We start from the raw sequence: 13403 nt of genomic DNA, 5'->3' as shown, positions 1-13403 counted from the left end.
TGGGCGCTGGGAGTGGAAACTGATGGAGCCATTGTGGACAACCGGCCATAAGCGGGCAATCCACTTCGAAAAAATTTGGAGCGGCGCGCGAAAACGTTTAACTGGCTAGGGAGGGCTGCAATGCGCGGTCGTTGCGCACCGCAGCAGGCCGGAATCGGCCGATTTTGTCTGGGGAGAGGCGCAGGGGGCGCCCCGGTGGACGCTCAGGGCGGCGCTCAGGGTGCCTCAAGCAGATCGCCGCCCGTGTCGTCCTGGGGCGTGGCGAGCCCGAAATGCCGATACGCCGCCGCCGTCGCCACCCGCCCGCGCGGAGTGCGCTGCAGGTAACCCTGCTGGATCAGGTAGGGCTCCAGCACGTCCTCGATGGTGTCGCGCTCCTCGCCGATGGCCGCCGCCAGGTTGTCCACACCCACCGGGCCGCCGCCGAACTTGTGCAGCACGGCTTCCAGCAGCTTGCGGTCCATCAGGTCGAAGCCGACGCGATCCACGTCGAGCATCGCCAGCGCGGCGTCGGCCGTCTCGCGGCTGATCGTGCCGTCGCCTTTCACCTCGGCGTAGTCGCGCACGCGCCGCAGCAGCCGGTTGGCGATGCGCGGCGTGCCGCGTGCCCGGCGCGCAATCTCCAGCGCACCCTGGGGCTCGATCACCGCGTTGAGCAACTGGGCGGAGCGCGTGACGATGCGCGCCAGTTCCTCCGCCGTATAGAACTCCAGCCGCGCCACAATGCCGAAGCGGTCGCGCAGCGGGTTGGTCAGCATGCCGGCGCGCGTGGTGGCGCCCACCAGCGTGAACGGCTGCAGGTCCAGCTTGACCGAGCGGGCCGCCGGGCCTTCGCCGATCATGATGTCGATCTGGTAGTCCTCGAGCGCCGGGTACAGGATTTCCTCGACGACCGGCGAGAGCCGGTGGATTTCGTCGATGAACAGCACGTCGTTGGCTTCGAGGTTGGTCAGCAGCGCGGCGAGGTCGCCCGGGCGCTCCAGCACCGGCCCGGAGGTCTGGCGCAGGCTCACGCCCATCTCGCGCGCGATGATGTGGGCCAGCGTGGTCTTGCCGAGGCCCGGCGGGCCGAACAGCAGCACGTGGTCCAGCGCCTCGCGGCGGTTGCGGGCCGCGTGCATGAAGATGTCGAGTTGGCCACGGATCTTTTCCTGGCCGACGTACTCATCCAGCAGCTTGGGCCGCAGGGCGCGCTCGAAGGCCTCCTCGCGGGCGGAGGCGGGGGTGGCCGAGATAACCCGTTCGGGCTGGCGCTCGGCGCCGGTGAGCTTGTCGGTTTCGATCATGGCAGTGGAATGCAGAACAGCCGCCATTCTACGCCGGCTGCCCCTAGCGTTCGCCCTTCGCTAGCCCTTCGAGAGCGCCTTCAGCGCCAGCTTGATGCCGTCGGACACGCCCGTGCCAGCCGGCACCTGCTTGATGGCCAGCGCGGCCTCTTTCTCGGAGTAGCCCAGCGCCAGCAGGGCGTTGAGCACGTCCACGGCGTTGTCGGCCACGGGCGTGGCGCCGGGCGCGTGGCCCAGTTCGGCCCCCAGCTTGCCCTTGAGCTCCAGCAGCAGCCGCTCGGCGGTTTTCTTGCCGATGCCCGGAATCCGCGTCAGCCGGCCCGCCTCCTGCAGCGTGACGGCCTGCGCCAGTTCGGCGACGGACAGCCCCGACAGCACGGCCAGCGCCATGCGCGCGCCGATGCCGGTGATCTTGATCAGTTCGCGGAACGTGTTGCGCTCGGACGCCGAGCCGAAGCCGTAGAGCAGGTGGGCATCCTCGCGCACGATCTGCTGCGTCAGCAGCGTCACCGGCTGGCCCACGGCGGGCAGGTTGTAGAACGTGCTCATCGGCACGTCGATCTCATAACCCACGCCGTGGCAGTCGACCAACAGGTGCGGGGGATTCTTCTCAAGCAGGGTGCCGGCAATGCGACCGATCATGGTGGGCAGGGTGGGGTGACGAAATTGCCGGCAAGTGTAGCGCGAGCGGGTGGCGCGCTGGGGGTTATCGCGCCGTGCTACCGCTCCGGCGTGCTGTCCACCGCGCGGCGGCCCAGTGCCGGGTCGTCCGTGAAGATGCCATCCACGCCGGCGGCCAGGAAGGCCTGGATCTCGCGCACCAGGCCGTTGGGGCTGCGCGTGGCGTCACCGCCGGCCACCCGCAAAGGCTTCGGCAGGAAGCCGTTCTCGGGCCGGAACGTGTACGGGTGGACGGTCAGCCCTGCCGCGTGGGCGTTGGTCACCAGCGCGGTGGGGGCGGCCAGTGCGCCCTGGGCGTCGCGCGGCACCACGTTGCTCTTCTCGGGGCCGATGCCGTTGGCGTAGGTGGCCACCTCGCGCAGGCCCAGCGGCGTGAGCATCTCGGCGTAGTTGCGCGTGTCGCCGGCCAGGCGCCAGTCGGCGGGGCGGCCGGACGGGCTGCCAATCAGCTGCACGATCTTCACGTTTGGCATCGACGTACCCAGCAGCCGCTTCATCGTGCGCAGCGGGCCCACTTCGAACGACTGGACGTAGACCGGCGCGCTGCGGGCGTAGGCGTTGCCCTGCAGCGCGGCGGCGAGCTTCTCCTCGGGCGGCAGGCCGATGCCCCGGAAGTAGCTCGGATGCTTCAGCTCAGGGTAGAGACCCACCGGGCGGCCGCGCTTCAGGGCGGCCTGCGAGGCCAGCCGCAGGATTTCGTCGAAGGTGGGAATCTCGAACTGGTCGTTCAGCTTGGCGTTGAGCGGGCGCAGCTTCGGAATCCGCTCGCGGGCGCGCAGCGTCTTCAGTTCGGCCAGTGTGAAGTCCTCGGTGAACCAGCCGGTCAGGCGTTCCCCGTCGATGACCTTGATGCGCTTGCGGTCGGCGAACCCGGCCACTTCGGCCACGTTGGTGGTGCCGGTGATGTCGTTCTCGTGGCGGGCCACCAGCACGCCGTCGCGGGTCATGACGAGGTCTGGCTCGATCACGTCGGCGCCGTCCTCGATGGCCTTGGCGTAGGACGCCAGCGTGTGCTCCGGCCGAAGCGCGCTGGCGCCACGATGGGCGATGACCAGCGCCTTCGGGGCCGGCGGCGCGGCCTGGGCGGGGGCCGGGGATGCCGCGGCCGCAACCTTGTCCTTGTGCGCGTGGTGCGACGGCGTGGTGCAGCCCGCGATCAGCGTGGCGGTGGCAAAGGCAAGGGTCAGGCGGGGAAGGAGGGACATCGCGCGGCGTTCATGGGAGGGGGCGGAACGCCGATTGTACGAGCAGAGGCCGGGGTTGGCCTGTCCGGCGCCCGCCGACGCGGCAGGGCCCGGGTTTGTTGAGGTATGCCGAGGTGTGACGGCCTAGCCGACCAGGCGCCCGCGGCGCACGCGCAGCCCCTTGCGGGCCAGGTCGGGCGCCATGCCGGCCAGCGTGCCGAGCGTATCGCCGCCGTTGGCATGGCAGATGGCCACGCCGAGGGCATCGGCCGCATCGGAACTGGGCCGGCCGGACAGCGCCAGCAGCCGCATCACCATCTCCTGCACCTGCTCCTTGTTGGCCCGGCCATAGCCGACCACGGCCACCTTGAGCTGGAGCGCGGTGTACTCGAACACGGGCAGGCCATGGCCGACCAGGCCGCAGATGGCGGCCCCGCGCGCCTGGCCGAGCATCAGCGTGGACTGCGGATTGACGTTGACGAAGACCTTCTCGATGGCCGCGCAGTCGGGCGCATAGGTGCGGGCGACTTCGGCGATGCCGTCGTAAAGGGTCTTGAGCCGCTCCGGGAGGCTGGAATTCCCGTCGCTCTTGATGGTGCCGGAGGCCACGTAGGCCAGCTTGTTGCCGTGTTTTTCCAACACGCCAAAGCCGGTGGTGCGGAGGCCGGGATCGATGCCGAGGATGCGCATGAAAGCGGGAGAAGCCGGAGAGATGCGCGTAGTGTAGTGGAATTGCGGATTGGCGCCCGCGCCGATGGGCGCGGGGCCCTGGGGATCGAAGCGGGCGCCCCGGTCCCCAGCGGGATACATCAGTGCCGGAAGTGGCGCGTGCCGGTCAGCACCATGGCGATGTTGCGCTCGTCGGCGGCGGCGATCACCTCGTCGTCGCGCATCGAGCCGCCCGGCTGGATCACGCAGGTTGCGCCGGCGTCCACCACCACGTCCAGGCCGTCACGGAACGGGAAGAAGGCGTCGCTGGCCACGGCGGAGCCCGCCAGGGTCAGGCCGGCGTTCTGCGCCTTGATGCTGGCGATGCGGGCCGAGTCCACGCGGCTCATCTGGCCCGCGCCCACGCCCAGCGTCATGCCGCCGCCGCAGAACACGATGGCGTTCGACTTCACGAACTTGGCCACGCGCCAGGCGAACATCAGATCGTCCATTTCCTTCGGGGTGGGGTGGCGGCGCGTCACCACGCGCAGCTCGGACGGCTGCACGTTGCGCGCATCGGGGCCCTGCACCAGCAGGCCGCCGCCCACGCGCTTGAGGTCGTACTGGTTCACGCCCTTGCCCAGCGGAATCTCCAGCAGACGCACGTTCTGCTTGGCCGCGAACACGTTGCGGGCCGCCGTGCTGAACGACGGGGCGATCAGCACTTCCACGAACTGCTTCGCCACGGCCTGCGCGGCGGCTTCGTCCAGTTCCACGTTGAAGGCGATGATGCCGCCGAAGGCCGAGGTCGAGTCGGTCTTGAAGGCCTTGTCGTAGGCTTCCAGCGCGTTCACGCCCACGGCCACGCCGCACGGGTTGGCGTGCTTGATGATCACGCAGGCGGCGCCGTTGGCAGCGTCGAACGACTTCACGCACTCCCACGCGGCGTCCGCGTCGGCGATGTTGTTGTACGACAGCTCCTTGCCCTGCAACTGCACGTAGTTGGCCAGCGCGCCGTCCACGGCCTTCAGGTCGCGGTAGAACGCGGCCGACTGGTGCGGGTTCTCGCCGTAGCGCATCTCCTGCACCTTCTCGAAGGCCAGGTTCAGCGTCTGCGGATAGGCGCTGCGGGCCTGGTGCGACTTGTCGGCGCCGAGGCTGGTCAGGTAATTTGTGATCGCACCGTCATATTGAGCGGTATGCGCGAAAACCTTGGTCGCCAGGCGGAAGTTGGTGTCGTAGCCGACGCTGTTGGCGTTGGCGCGCATCTCGTCCAGCACCACGGCGTAGTCGGCCGGGTCCACGATCACGGTCACGTCGCGGTGGTTCTTGGCCGCCGAGCGCAGCATGGTCGGGCCGCCGATGTCGATGTTCTCGATGGCGTCCGGCAGCGTGCAGTCGTCCTTGGCCACGGTCTGCTGGAACGGGTACAGGTTCACCACCAGCAGGTCGATGGTGGGGATCTGGTGCTCGGCCAGCGCGGCCATGTGCTCGGGCAGGTCGCGGCGGGCCAGGATGCCGCCGTGCACCTTCGGGTGCAGCGTCTTCACGCGGCCGTCCAGCATTTCCGGAAAGCCGGTGTAGTCGGCCACCTCCGTCACGGGCAGGCCGGCGTCGGCCAGCAGCTTGGCGGTGCCGCCGGTGGAAAGCAGCACCACGCCGAGCGCGTTCAGGTCGCGCGCGAAATCGACGATGCCGGTCTTGTCGGAAACGGAGAGAAGGGCTTGCTTGATCATGGCTTGGGGGAACGCTTCAAAGTAAACCGTGTTGCTGCAGCTTCTTGCGCAGCGTGTTGCGATTGATGCCGAGATAGGCGGCCGCCAGCGACTGGTTGCGCTCGGCGCGCACCATCACGGCTTCCAGCAGGGGCCGCTCCACGGCCTCCAGCACCATGTTGTACATATTGGACGGCTCTTCGCCGTCCAGGTCGCGAAAGTAGGTATCCAGGCTGTCCCGGATACATTGATCGATGGCGTTGCGGCTCATGCGGCAAGCAATTCCTTGTTCTTGTTGTTGTCGGCGTTCTTATTTTCACCTTCGGCCGTGGCGTCGCCGTCTTCCACGTAGACCAGGCGGTCGGAAATCGCCGCCTGCTCGTCGAAGAAGGCATTCACGGCCTCCAGCTGCGCCGTGGTGGACTCCAGCGTGTTCATCCGATGCCGGAACAGGTTCGCGCCCTTGAGGCCGCGCGTGTACCAGGCAATGTGCTTGCGCGCGGTGCGCACGCCGGTGAACTCGCCGTAAAACGCGTAGTGGTCGGCCAGGTGATGGTTCATGATCGCGCGGATCTCGGCCACCTCGGGCGACGGCAGCATCTCGCCGGTCGCCAGGAAGTGTTCGATCTCGCGGAACAGCCACGGCCGGCCCTGCGCCGCGCGGCCGATCATGATCGCGTCCGCGCCGGTGGCGGCCAGTACCTGGCGCGCCTTCTGCGGCGACGTGATGTCGCCGTTGGCCACCACGGGAATCCGGATCGACTGCTTGACCGCCGCAATCGTCTCGTACTCGGCCTCGCCGTGATACAGGTCCGCGCGCGTGCGCCCGTGGATCGTCAGCATGCTGATGCCGGCGTCTTCCACCAGGCGCGCCACGCGCAGCGCATTCTTGTGCTCGCGGTCCCAGCCGGTGCGGATCTTCAGCGTCACGGGCACGCGGTCGCCCACGGCGGCCACCACGGCCTCGACGATGCGCACCACCAGCGGCTCGTTCTGCAGCAGCGCCGACCCGGCCGCCACGTTGCAGACCTTCTTGGCCGGGCAACCCATGTTGATGTCGATGATCTGGGCGCCCCGGTCCACGTTGTAGCGGGCCGCCTCGGCCATCATCCCCGGCTCGGCGCCAGCGATCTGCACCGAGATCGGCTCCACCTCGCCCGCGTGGTTGGCGCGGCGCATGGTCTTCTCGCTCTTCCACAGCTGGGCGTTGGACGCCACCATCTCGGACACCGCGTAGCCCGCGCCCAGCTGCTTGCACAGCTGCCGGAACGGCCGGTCCGTCACCCCGGCCATGGGGGCGACGAACAGGTTGTTGCGAAGACGATGCGGACCGATCTGCACGATAGGAATAGCGAAGGGAACAGGCGCCCGGAGACGGGTTTGCGTCACTCGGCACGTTCGGTAAACAGGTACTGGGGGAAGGCGCGAGGGCGGGATTTTACCGCCAAACGGACCGGGTTGCCCAAGAAATGAGCAAATATCATGGATGACGGGGGCGGGCCATGCCTGCGTGGCACGGCCGCCCCGCCCGCCGCGACTGGGATGTCAGCGGCGCGCGCCGTACATCATGTGCCGCGCCAGCGCGTCCTTGAGCGGCGCCACGCAGGCCAGCGCCGCCAGCGACGCCCCGCGCGCATGGGCCGCCAGCGGCCCGCCGACGCCAAAGACGCGCGGCAGCAGGTCGGTCACGCCGATGGTCATGGCCCGGTCCACACGGTGGCGGCTGGCGAAGGCCAGCAACGCCTGCGGCGTGCAGCCGGCGCGCAGCGAGTCGGCCAGCGCGAAGGCATCGCGCAGGCCCAGGTTCAGTCCTTGTCCGGCCACCGGATGCAGCGTCTGCGCGGCGTTGCCGACCGCCGCGATGCGGCCATCGACGGTCACCGGCGCCGCGTTCAGCCCCAGCGGGAACGCGTGGCGCTTGCCCACCAGCGTGAAACGGCCCATGCGCGAGCCGAACGCCTCGCCCAGTTCTTCGGCGAATTCGGCCTCGGAAAGCGCCAGCCGCCGCATGGCCGTATCAGGCGGGCAGCACCAGACCAGCGCGTAGCCGGCAGTGCCGTGTTCGTCATGCGGCAGCAGCGCGAGCGGCCCTTCCTCGGTGAAGCGCTCCCACGCCCAGCCGGGGCGAGGTTGCGTACACGTCACATGACCGATGATGGCCGTCTGCTGGTAGTCGCGCCGCCGCGAGGGTTCGGCGCCGCGCGCCAGCCGCTGCGTGCGCTGGTGGAACAGTCCGCCTTCGGCCTGCACGGCGATGCGCGCCGTGAGCGCCATGGGCAGCCCGACCTGATCGGCATGCGAGGTGCCGCTCAGCCGCACCAGCGCCGCGTCTTCCTGCCGATCGGCCTTGGCGTCCTTGGTGTCCTGCGCGATGTCGTCGATGCGCGTCTCGAACAGGCGCGCCAGACGGCCCGGCGCAGCCTCCGCAGCCCGCGCCAGCGCGCGTTCCAGCGTCTGGCACAGGTCGCCGTAGCGCACGACATAGCCGAGCGCCGGCACGCCGTAATCGTCGTGATGCAGTTTCACGTGGCCAAAGCGCCCGCGCTGCGACACATGAATGTGCTCGATGGGTTGCACCGGCATCGGCCACGCGCCAATCTGCTCCAGTAGCTGGCGGCTGCCGTGCGACAGCGCAATCGCCCGTGGGTCCCGCGCGGCGCGTGCCGGCGTGGCCGCATCGATCAGCACGATCCGCCACGGCGTGGTGCGCAAGAGCTGCGCCGCCAGCGCCAGGCCGACCGGCCCGCCGCCAACGATGGCAATGTCGAACGGCTCAGGGCTGGGCGCCGGACTGTGGCTGGGACTGGTGTTGGGACTGGTGCTGGTGCTGGGCGTCGGGGTCACGGTGCTTGTCATCAGGAGCTTCCTCGCCGGATTGGGCAGTCTCGGCCGCGTTTGCTGCATTGGCCGCGGCGCGCTTCCACAGCACGGCATCCGTGCGTGACTTGCCGGCAGCGGCATCGCGCAGCGCGTTGTCGAGCTTCTGCTGGCTGAAGCCGGGCAGCGCCTGCAGGTGCGCCACCAGCGCATCGCCGTTGGCGGCGTCCAGCGGGGCCACGCAGCCCTGCTTGCTCTCGGCGTCGCCGGCCAGGATCAGCCAGGCGGCACCGGCCCAGGGCGCGCGGTCGGAAACGCGCACGATCACACGTTCCAGCGCCGCCCAGGCGAGTTCCTCGCGCTGGCCGTCAGGACGATGCACGACCAGGCGGTCGTCATACAGATTGATCACGAACGGCTCGCCCGGCACCACTTGCCGCGCTGCTGCGGGCTTGCTGGAATGCGTATATTGCGTGCCGCCACCGCTGAACAGCTTGCGGAGCAGGGTCTTCATCGTGCGAAATCTCCCAGGTTGTCGCGCATCAGCGCCTCGATCTCATCGGCCTTGACCGGCACGCCGCGCGTGAGCAGGTCGCAGTCGCCGGTGGTGACGACGGCGTCGTCCTCGATCCGGATGCCGATATGCCAGTAGCGCTCCGGCACGTCTTCGGCCGGGCGCACATAAATACCAGGTTCGATGGTCAGCACCATGCCGGGTTCCAGCGGCCGCCACGGCCGCTCGCCCTCATGGCCGGCGGGCAGCGGGCCCGGCGTGCGGTACTCGCCTACGTCGTGCACGTCCATGCCCAGCCAGTGGCCGGTGCGGTGCATATAGAAGCGGCGATAGCTGCCGCTGGCCAGCACGTCGTCCAGCGTGCCCTCCTTGTTGCGGTCGAGCAGGCCGGTGTCGAGCATGCCCTGCGCCAGCACTTTCACGGCGGCGTCGTGCGGCACGTTGTACGGCACGCCGGCGCGCGTCTGGGCGATGGCGGCTTCCTGCGCGGCCACCACCAGGTCGTACAGCTCGCGCTGGGCGGGCGAGAAGCGGCCCGAGACCGGGAAGGTGCGGGTGATGTCGGAGGCATAGCCGTCGAGTTCGCAGCCGGCGTCGATCAGGCACAGGTCGCCATCGCGCAATTCGGCCGGGCCGGCGCGGTAGTGCAGCACGCAGGCGTTCGGGCCGGTGGCCACGATCGAGTTGTAGGCCACGCTCTGCGCGCCATGGCGGCGGAATTCGTAGAGCAGTTCGGCTTCGAGGTGATATTCCTTGAGCCCGGCGCGCGAGGCGCGCATGGCCCGCACGTGCGCCTGGGCGGAGATTTCGCCCGCGCGGCGCATGATCGCCACCTCGCCGGCGTCCTTGAACAGCCGCATTTCGTCGAGGAGGGTGCGCACGTCGAGCGCGGCGGACGGCGCGGCCACGCCGGCGCGGCCCTGCATGCGCACGGCGTCGAGCCAGCGGCGCACCTTCAGGTCGGTCTCGGCCGAGGCAGCGAGCGGATACGCCACCTGGGCGCGATTGGCCAGCAGCGGCGGCAGCAGGGCGTCGATTTCCTCCACCGAGTGCGCCTCGTCCAGGCCGAACGCGGCGCGCGCGCCTTCGGGGCCATGGCGGAAGCCGTCCCAGATCTCGCGCTCCTCGTGCTTGGGGCGGCAGAACAGGATGCTGCGGTCCGCGCCGGGGCCGTCCCCGGGCGCGCCGGCCACCAGCACCAGCACGGCCTCGGGCTCGGTGAAGCCGGTCAGGTAATAGAAATAGCTGTCGTGACGATAGGGATAGTCGCTGTCACGGTTGCGCATGGCCTCGGGCGCGGTGGGCACGATGGCCACGCCGCCGCCGCCGGCGCGCAGGTGTTGCAGCACGCGGGCGCGGCGGTCGCGGCAGGCGCCAAGCAGGGCGGAGTCGGGTGCGGACATGGAGTGGGTGGCGAGGTGGCGAGGTGGGGAATGATGCCGATTCTAAACCCGTCGGCGTGCGGGTGGCCCCCTGGGAGCCTGGCCGGTGGCGCGGGCGCCTCAGGCGCGGCCGCCGGTGCCCGTGGCGGGCGCGCCCGGTTCGGCGCCTAATCCGGCGCGCAGTTCCGTATCCAGCGCGGCCAGCTGCGCCGGCGTGCCGACGTTCTCCCAGCGCCCGTCGAAACGTTCGCCGGTGGCATCGCCGCTGGCAATCGCGGCGCGGTAATAAGGCGTCATCGCCACTTTCTGGCCCGGCGCGATCTCGCGGAACAGGCGCGTGTCGTACAGGCCGATATTGCCGAAGGTCAGCGATTCGCCGTCCCCTGCCTGATCGGGCAGCCGCAGCAGGCCATCGCCAGCCAGCGCGAAGTCGCCGCGCGGGTGGAAGGGCGGATTCGGCACCATCACCAGGTGCATCATCGGGCGCACCGCGCCGGCCATGGCGCGGGCGCGTGGCAGCAGCGTGGCGTAGTCGAAGTCGCAGAAGATATCGCCCGACACGGCCAGGAAGATCTCGCCGGCGTCGGGGTTGGTCGTCAGCAGCGGCAGGGCCTTGGCGATGCCGCCGGCGGTCTCCAGCGCGCTGCCTTCGGCCGACCAGTGCAGGCGCACGCCGAAGCGCGAGCCGTCGCCGAGCGCCGTTTCCAGCTGCTCGCCGAGCCAGGCATGGTTGATCACGATGTCGGTCAGGCCGGCGCGCGCCAGCGCCTCGATCTTCCAGACGATCAGCGGCTTGCCGCCCACGTGCAGCAGCGGCTTGGGGCAGGTATCGGTCAGCGGACGCATGCGGTCGCCGCGTCCCGCCGCGAAGATCATCGCTTTCAGGGTGTTCACAACCAATACTCCAGGGCGATCAGCGTGGCCATGCCGCCGGCAATCGTCCAGCCCACGCTGCGCGTGTAGGCGGCGATGACGATGGCCACCAGCCCGGCCGCGAGCCGGGTGTTATAGGGGCTCAGGTAGAGCGCGCCGTCGTGCATCAGCAGGTCCGGGGCGATCAGCGCCGAGAGCATCGCCGCCGGCACGAACTGGAGCGCGGTGCGGAACCAGGACGGCAGCCGCACGCGGCCTTCCACGGCGATGAACGACAGCCGGATCAGGTACGTAGCCAGCCCGGCGCCCAGGAACACCCACAGCAAGGTCATCGGATTCATGCCGCCGGCTCCTTGCGCGGGCTGCGGCGCGGCGTGGGGTGCCCGCGCCCGAGCAGCAGCATGCCCGCCGCGATGCCGCCCAGCGCGGCCACCATCAGGCCCAGCTTGTGCGGCAGGCCGAAGCAGGCCACCGCCAGCGCCGTGGCCACCAGCGCGGCAGCCACGTGGGCGCGGTGCTTCAGGTTCGGCACGATGATGGCGATGAAGGTCAGCGGCAGGAAGAAATCGAGCGGCCAGTCCTGCGGCACCTGCGCGCCGACCAGCACGCCGGCCAGCGTGGAGAGCTGCCAGCTCGACCACAGCGAGAAGCCGGCGCCGAAGTAGAACCAGTGGCGGTAGCGCGCCCGTTCGCCGGTATCGCCCAGGCGGCGCGTCATGGCGGCGAAGGCTTCATCGGTCAGCAGGTAGGCCACCAGCGCCTTCCAGCGGCGCGGCAGCGGCGCCAGCGAGGGGGCGATGGTGGCCGAATAGAGCGCGTGGCGCAGGTTGACCATCGCCACGGTAAAGGCGATGACCAGCGCCGGCGTGCCGGCCGCCCAGAGCTGGGTCAGGATCATCTGGGAGGCGCCGCCGAACACGATGGCGCTCATCGCGCAGGCCAGCCAGGCGGGCATGCCGGCATTGACCGCCAGCACGCCATAGATCAGGCCGAACGGCACCACGCCGAGCAGCATCGGCGCCAGCGCGCGCACGCCGGCCCACCATTCCCCGCCACGGGTGACCGGCGCGGGGCTGGGCGATGCAGGATCAGCGGGGGTGGCGCTCAAAACGTGAACCCGGCGGGGCGCTCGGTGCCTTCCAGGGCATCGAGCAGCCGCACCAGCTTGCGCAGTTCGGTGTAGCGGCCGGCCACGTTGCGCGTGTACTTGAGCACCAGCGGCAGGTTGGCGAGGTAGCCGTCCTTGCCATCGCGGTGGTACAGGCGGGCGAAGATGCCGAGCACCTTCAGGTGGCGCTGCAGGCCCATCCACTCGAAATCACGGTAAAAGTCGCCGAAATCGGCGGTCAGCGGCAGCCCGGCCTTGCGCGCGCGTTCCCAGTAGCGGATCAGCCAGTCGAGCTGCTGCTCTTCGTCCCATTCTATATAGGCGTCGCGCCAGAGCGAGACCGCGTCATAGGTGGCCGGGCCGATCACGGCGTCCTGGAAGTCCAGGATGCCGGGGTTGGCGCCATCGTCCAGGACCATCAGGTTGCGCGAGTGATAGTCGCGGTGGACGTAGACCTGCGGCTGGGCCAGGTTGTTGGCCAGCACGGCGTCGAAGACTTCGCGCAGGTCGGCCTGCTGGGCACCGGTCAGCGTGGCGCCCAGGTGGCGGCCCACGTACCACTCGGGGAACAGGTCCAGCTCTCGCTGGAGCAGGGCGCGGTCATAGGCGGGCAGCGTGCCGGGGCGGGTGGCCAGCTGGATCCTGACCAGCGCGGCGGCGGCATCGTCATAGAGGCCGCGCGCGGACGAGGCGTCCAGCTTCGACAGGTAGGTCTGGCTGCCGAGGTCGGCCAGCAGCAGGAAGCCCTGCGTGAGGTCCTGGGCCAGCACGGTGGGCACGGTCACGCCGGCCTCGCCGAACAGCCCGGCCACGTGGATGAACGGCCGGCAGTCCTCGTGCGCGGGCGGGGCGTCCATGACGATGGCCGTCGGATGGGCGGCATGGCCGGTGCGCACGCGGAAGTAGCGGCGGAAGCTGGCGTCGGCGGATGCCGGGGCACAGGAGTCGGGGTCGATCGACCATGCGGCGCCGAGCCCGGCGACCCAACTCTTGAGCTGGGCGATGCGCGGGTCGGAGGTTGGGTCGTGAATAAGTGCTGCCATGCCGGATTGGGTGGATACGATGCCCCGTATAATACCCGACCAGACCCGGGCGCCGGGTGGCCCCCGGGAGGGGCCTTTGTTGCCCCGCAGCCTGCTCCGGCAAGGGTTGGCGGGAAGTACGGAACCGTTCGCGGGGCCGCACCGCACCCGGC

14 protein-coding genes are annotated in these 13403 nt (G+C 69.7%); all 14 read right to left on the bottom strand.

Annotated features, from left to right (window positions below):
* Positions 1-215 precede the first annotated feature (215 nt).
* The 14 genes from ruvB to KHO18_RS14380 all read right to left on the bottom strand — a co-directional run bounded on the left by ruvB (position 216) and on the right by KHO18_RS14380 (position 13251).
* On the bottom strand, positions 216-1286 hold the full coding sequence (gene ruvB / locus KHO18_RS14445; protein ID WP_144197221.1) for a Holliday junction branch migration DNA helicase RuvB: 1071 nt from the start codon (positions 1284-1286) through the stop codon (positions 216-218).
* 60 nt (positions 1287-1346) lie between these two features.
* A complete protein-coding gene (gene ruvA, locus KHO18_RS14440) occupies positions 1347-1928 on the bottom strand; it encodes a Holliday junction branch migration protein RuvA (RefSeq protein ID WP_144197222.1) in 582 nt (193 codons plus the stop codon).
* Between the two features lie 77 nt (positions 1929-2005).
* Positions 2006-3172 (bottom strand): glycerophosphodiester phosphodiesterase, encoded by a 1167-nt coding sequence (locus tag KHO18_RS14435; RefSeq protein ID WP_211943424.1) that lies wholly within the window; start codon positions 3170-3172, stop codon positions 2006-2008.
* Between the two features lie 123 nt (positions 3173-3295).
* Complete coding sequence (gene ruvC / locus KHO18_RS14430) at positions 3296-3841, bottom strand: crossover junction endodeoxyribonuclease RuvC (protein WP_144197512.1); 546 nt, start codon at positions 3839-3841, stop codon at positions 3296-3298.
* 119 nt (positions 3842-3960) lie between these two features.
* A complete protein-coding gene (purH, locus tag KHO18_RS14425) occupies positions 3961-5535 on the bottom strand; it encodes a bifunctional phosphoribosylaminoimidazolecarboxamide formyltransferase/IMP cyclohydrolase (RefSeq protein WP_144197224.1) in 1575 nt (524 codons plus the stop codon).
* A gap of 16 nt (positions 5536-5551) precedes the next feature.
* Positions 5552-5785 carry a Fis family transcriptional regulator gene (locus KHO18_RS14420; RefSeq protein WP_019447044.1) on the bottom strand — a complete coding sequence of 78 codons (234 nt, stop codon included), beginning with the start codon at positions 5783-5785 and terminating at the stop codon, positions 5552-5554.
* A complete protein-coding gene (dusB, locus tag KHO18_RS14415; RefSeq protein ID WP_144197225.1) occupies positions 5782-6855 on the bottom strand; it encodes a tRNA dihydrouridine synthase DusB in 1074 nt (357 codons plus the stop codon). The genes KHO18_RS14420 and dusB overlap by 4 nt, the downstream gene beginning before the upstream one ends.
* Positions 6856-7059: 204 nt before the next feature.
* The gene (locus tag KHO18_RS14410; RefSeq protein WP_211943423.1) at positions 7060-8370 is read right to left on the bottom strand and encodes a UbiH/UbiF/VisC/COQ6 family ubiquinone biosynthesis hydroxylase; all 1311 of its coding nucleotides are present in this window, start codon (positions 8368-8370) and stop codon (positions 7060-7062) included.
* Complete coding sequence (locus tag KHO18_RS14405) at positions 8288-8845, bottom strand: hypothetical protein (protein ID WP_244844806.1); 558 nt, start codon at positions 8843-8845, stop codon at positions 8288-8290. Before KHO18_RS14405 ends, KHO18_RS14410 begins: the two co-directional genes overlap by 83 nt.
* Positions 8842-10248, bottom strand: coding sequence for an aminopeptidase P N-terminal domain-containing protein (locus KHO18_RS14400; RefSeq protein ID WP_211943422.1), 1407 nt, complete (start codon positions 10246-10248; stop codon positions 8842-8844). The genes KHO18_RS14405 and KHO18_RS14400 overlap by 4 nt, the downstream gene beginning before the upstream one ends.
* Before the next feature lie 99 nt (positions 10249-10347).
* A complete protein-coding gene (gene murU, locus KHO18_RS14395; RefSeq protein ID WP_211943434.1) occupies positions 10348-11112 on the bottom strand; it encodes an N-acetylmuramate alpha-1-phosphate uridylyltransferase MurU in 765 nt (254 codons plus the stop codon).
* 5 nt (positions 11113-11117) lie between these two features.
* The gene (locus tag KHO18_RS14390; RefSeq protein ID WP_144197228.1) at positions 11118-11441 is read right to left on the bottom strand and encodes an AzlD domain-containing protein; all 324 of its coding nucleotides are present in this window, start codon (positions 11439-11441) and stop codon (positions 11118-11120) included.
* The gene (locus KHO18_RS14385; protein WP_244844811.1) at positions 11438-12115 is read right to left on the bottom strand and encodes an AzlC family ABC transporter permease; all 678 of its coding nucleotides are present in this window, start codon (positions 12113-12115) and stop codon (positions 11438-11440) included. Before KHO18_RS14385 ends, KHO18_RS14390 begins: the two co-directional genes overlap by 4 nt.
* Before the next feature lie 89 nt (positions 12116-12204).
* Positions 12205-13251: an aminoglycoside phosphotransferase family protein gene (locus tag KHO18_RS14380; protein ID WP_144197230.1), complete on the bottom strand. Its 1047-nt coding sequence runs from the start codon at positions 13249-13251 to the stop codon at positions 12205-12207.
* Positions 13252-13403 lie beyond the last annotated feature (152 nt).

This window comes from Cupriavidus campinensis, assembly GCF_905397395.1.
Classification (GTDB): domain Bacteria; phylum Pseudomonadota; class Gammaproteobacteria; order Burkholderiales; family Burkholderiaceae; genus Cupriavidus; species Cupriavidus campinensis.
This window is presented reverse-complemented; position numbering and strand designations above follow the sequence as displayed.

Bases quoted from the DNA above. Each gene is read 5' to 3' on its own strand.
- KHO18_RS14435 (WP_211943424.1), bottom strand. From the start codon at position 3,172: ATGTCCCTCCTTCCCCGCCTGACCCTTGCCTTTGCCACCGCCACGCTG.
- KHO18_RS14380 (WP_144197230.1), bottom strand. From the start codon at position 13,251: ATGGCAGCACTTATTCACGACCCAACCTCCGACCCGCGCATCGCCCAG.
- KHO18_RS14420 (WP_019447044.1), bottom strand. From the start codon at position 5,785: ATGAGCCGCAACGCCATCGATCAATGTATCCGGGACAGCCTGGATACC.
- ruvC (WP_144197512.1), bottom strand. From the start codon at position 3,841: ATGCGCATCCTCGGCATCGATCCCGGCCTCCGCACCACCGGCTTTGGC.
- ruvA (WP_144197222.1), bottom strand. From the start codon at position 1,928: ATGATCGGTCGCATTGCCGGCACCCTGCTTGAGAAGAATCCCCCGCAC.
- KHO18_RS14385 (WP_244844811.1), bottom strand. From the start codon at position 12,115: ATGCTGCTCGGCGTGGTGCCGTTCGGCCTGATCTATGGCGTGCTGGCG.
- ruvB (WP_144197221.1), bottom strand. From the start codon at position 1,286: ATGATCGAAACCGACAAGCTCACCGGCGCCGAGCGCCAGCCCGAACGG.
- purH (WP_144197224.1), bottom strand. From the start codon at position 5,535: ATGATCAAGCAAGCCCTTCTCTCCGTTTCCGACAAGACCGGCATCGTC.
- KHO18_RS14410 (WP_211943423.1), bottom strand. From the start codon at position 8,370: ATGACAAGCACCGTGACCCCGACGCCCAGCACCAGCACCAGTCCCAAC.
- KHO18_RS14390 (WP_144197228.1), bottom strand. From the start codon at position 11,441: ATGAATCCGATGACCTTGCTGTGGGTGTTCCTGGGCGCCGGGCTGGCT.
- KHO18_RS14400 (WP_211943422.1), bottom strand. From the start codon at position 10,248: ATGTCCGCACCCGACTCCGCCCTGCTTGGCGCCTGCCGCGACCGCCGC.
- KHO18_RS14405 (WP_244844806.1), bottom strand. From the start codon at position 8,845: ATGAAGACCCTGCTCCGCAAGCTGTTCAGCGGTGGCGGCACGCAATAT.